Genomic DNA, 3,460 nt, shown 5'->3' with positions numbered 1-3,460 from the left:
AAAAAATGTCATCAGGAAAATAATTGAAGATTACTTATAAATATAATTCGACTCAACAAGATGTGAAGAGTACGAAAAGGAAACAATTTTTAAAGTTTCATTTCATGTGTTATCGTAAGTTACATGAGTTTATTGGGTGTTTATTGCCCAGTTTTCCACCGAAAATCCATCAGAGGCGATGTGATGCACGATACAAATGACATTTTCAACGCGGAGTTTTCCCGCCAGTACGACGCCAGTAGCGAACGCCTGAAAGACATTGCAAACAATCTGCATTCGTTGATAGCGCTGTTGTTAAGGGGCCTTGCGGAGAACGCGCAGGTGCTCTGCGTCGGCGTAGGCACCGGGACGGAAATCGTCAGGCTGGCACATCAGCATCCTGGGTGGCGGTTTACCGGCGTGGATCCTTCTCCCGATATGCTTGCCGTTTGTGCAGAAAAGCTTGAGCGAGAAGGGCTGAGCGACCGCTGCACGCTGATTGAAGGCCACGTTATCGACGTTCCAGAACGGGAAAAATACGACGCCGCTTTGTGTTTGCTGGTGGCGCACTTTATTCAGCACCCGCAGCGCGGTGATATTTACCAGCACATTGCCGACAGGCTAAAACCGACAGGGCTGCTGATTGCCGCTGAAATAGCGGGAGACATGGCGGATCCCGATTTTGACGGGCAATTAAAAAATTGGGTTGCGCTGCAGCAGGCTTATACTCAACGCGAGCGCGACATTTCTGAGGTGAAAGCTGAGCTTAGCCAGCGTTTGCTTTTGCTACCGCCTCGTCAAACCGAAACGTTACTTCTTGACGCGGGATTTACCAGCGCACAGCCATTCTTCCAGTCGCTGCTCATTCACGGCTGGCAGGCTATTAAGCCCTGAATTAAAAAGGCGGCGCGCTGAAATAGCGCGCCGCAAACCGATTATTTACTGGTAATGTCCTCTGACTTTACCAGCGTTGGCGTTTCGTTAAAGAAGTTCCACGGCTTCAGCAGGGCATGTACCCACTCGGTCGGCATAATGGGCCACTCTTCTGCGCGGGCAATATGCGTGGTGCCGGTGGTTAACCAGACGACGTTGTCCGTGTTTTCCAGCGACTGATTATCTTTGCTGTATGCTCCCAGACCGGTGTCGTGCGCGGAGCGGTTCGGGTATTTCCCTTCGGAATAGCGTTCATCCGGGTTATAGCGAGTCACCCACAGCTGCTTATCCATAAAGCTCAGGCGGTGGTAAATCCACTCGTCCGGGGCAAACTTAGCGCCGGTTGCGACGGGGTGAGTCCCTCCTGCGTAAGGGATCAGCTGGTAGGAAACCGGGTTGCCCATGCGGTTTTCTTTGTTCGGATTGCTGAGTAAACGGACGGTGCCCGGATCAAATTTCTGCGCCGCGTCCTGCTCGTTTTTAATCGCATATTCATTGGTTTGCATCGTACTTGTGCGCGGCCCGCCGCCGGTGTTCGGCTTCACTACCGGGTCGATAGCGGTCAGGCTGTTGTTTTCGCCGTCGACGTCCAGATCCAGGCGGAAGTTATAAATATGCTGATGGGTTGTGCCAACAATATTGTGGTCGATAAGCGTGCCGTAGCGGGTATCTTCTTTCGCGGTGGCGTCGTGCATGGTTTTGGCCTTCACGCCTTTTACCGCTTCGATGCCGGTCGCGCCTGCGTCAATACCGATGGTGCCGTTCTGGTGGAAGACCCAGTCAAAAATGTAGTCGTAGTTGCCGACGGTGCTTATCCAGCGGATCACCAGCTCGCGGCGTTCGCTGCTGACGTTCGGCTGGCCCATCTCCTGGTGCTTATACTCCGGCCCGGCGTAGCGTTCGAAAACCGCAATGGCGCGCGGAATAGTGGTTGGCTTGCCGGTGTAATCGGCCAGAGTTTCGTCCAGCAGGACGGCATTGCCCGGCGCGTCTTTACCGCGCACGATAGGGGAAGTCAGCGTGCCCATGCCGTAATCACCGGCATCCAGATAGGCCTTAAAATACCAGCCGATATCCGGGTCGCCATACGGCACGATCATCCCGCCGAGCGACCCCTCATACATGATCTTTCGTTTGGTGCCGTTGTCGTTCCAGGTCACGGTGGAGATGATTGGGCCCACGCGTGAGTCCAGCCGCAGGTGCAAATCCCAGTTTTGCCAACGGATCGTGTCGCCGGTAATGGTGTAATTTTTCCCTTCTGGCTCAATGATATTCAGCGGTTTCAGGTTGGCCGCCTGCCGGTCACGGCCATCATAAGGGCGCGGGGTCATCGGCACGGGAATGACCGGACCTTCCTCAATCTTGATGATTTTTTTCTGCTCGAGATCGACCACCGCCACCAGGTTTTCAATCGGGTGCGCCCAATAGTTACCATCGCCGACGTCAAGATAACTCACCACTTTCAGCAGGCGCTGATCCTGCTTCAGGCCGTCTTTGCCGTCGAAATAGCCGACGGTAAGCGGGGTAGTGACCACTTTTGACGGATCGCTGATGCCGCGTTTTTTCACCGCTTCGGCGAACTCTTTGCTGTTGTTGATTATCGACTGTACGCTGGCAAAATCGTCCAGCAGCACCATGCCCTGAGCGCCTTCAATCGGTTTCCAGCTTTTCACCTTTCCGGCGGCCAAATCTACCGTGGCTTCAATAATATGCCGGCCGTCAAGCATGATGACGTCCGCCTCACGCGGCTGGCTGACGCTGGTGCCGTCCATCACAAACTTCCAGACTTGCTCCTTCGGCGGCTCGCGCAGGGAAATCTCGGTAAAGCGAATATTCGGCTTGTAGCCCGCCGCGGCTTTGATTATCTCCACCGTTTGATTAATTTCGTCGGCGCTCAGGGAGTTGAGCGGGTGCGGTTTTTTCTCGACCGCAAAGGTTTGATCCAGCCCGGACTGGAACACTTCATTGATAAACCCTTCGGAGATAAACGCCGTTTTGTCCTTAAAGGTAACCGGGACTTCAAGCTTGAGCGTTTTGCCATTCACGATGGCGGAGGTGGCGTTGGGCTTCACCTTCACGTAGGCACCGTCTTTGACGATGGTAAACATCTGCGCGTAATCGTCCCACTGGACGTCGGCGCCAAAATCCGCGAGCGTTTTTTGCATTGGCACCATATGTGCCTCGCCGCCGTGGGCAAAAGCAGGGGCGTTAATCCCCGCCGAGGTCAGGAGCGCAATAGCCAGCGCCAGCGTTTTTTTTCCAGTTTTCATTGTCATCGCTTTCTCACCTTAAAAGTGCGTTGTGTTGTTATGTGCGTGCTGGATAAAGTCTGTCGGATTCAACATAACAACTTCCGCCGGGGCTTCCCTTGTATTCCCTGCCAAGCGTTTTGCTGTGGTTGCCAGAATGTGGGATTGGGGAGATTTATTCCTTTGGGTAAATGAGCGTCGGGTTAAATTCAGCCCTCACCCCGGCCCTCTCCCAGAGGGAGAGGGGGAAAACAACCTATGGGGGGATTTGTTTGTTCCCTCTCCCTTTTAGGGAGAGG

Annotated in this window: 2 protein-coding genes; one reads left to right on the top strand and one right to left on the bottom strand. The window is 53.8% G+C overall.

From position 1 onward, the window contains the following. The first annotated feature begins 183 nt into the window (after positions 1–183). Entirely contained in the window at positions 184–873 is a 690-nt protein-coding gene (locus tag HX778_RS19855) for a class I SAM-dependent methyltransferase (protein ID WP_176982843.1), read from the top strand. A gap of 41 nt (positions 874–914) precedes the next feature. On the opposite strand, the gene tynA is transcribed toward HX778_RS19855, so the two are convergent. After that, positions 915–3,188 carry a primary-amine oxidase gene (gene tynA / locus HX778_RS19850; RefSeq protein ID WP_176982842.1) on the bottom strand — a complete coding sequence of 758 codons (2,274 nt, stop codon included), beginning with the start codon at positions 3,186–3,188 and terminating at the stop codon, positions 915–917. Positions 3,189–3,460 lie beyond the last annotated feature (272 nt).

Source organism: Cedecea sp. P7760, assembly GCF_013386425.1.
Classification (GTDB): domain Bacteria; phylum Pseudomonadota; class Gammaproteobacteria; order Enterobacterales; family Enterobacteriaceae; genus Cedecea; species Cedecea selenatireducens.
This window is presented reverse-complemented; position numbering and strand designations above follow the sequence as displayed.

Coding starts and splice junctions, on each gene's coding strand:
- HX778_RS19855 (WP_176982843.1), top strand. CDS start 184: ATGCACGATACAAATGACATTTTCAACGCGGAGTTTTCCCGCCAGTAC.
- tynA (WP_176982842.1), bottom strand. CDS start 3,188: ATGACAATGAAAACTGGAAAAAAAACGCTGGCGCTGGCTATTGCGCTC.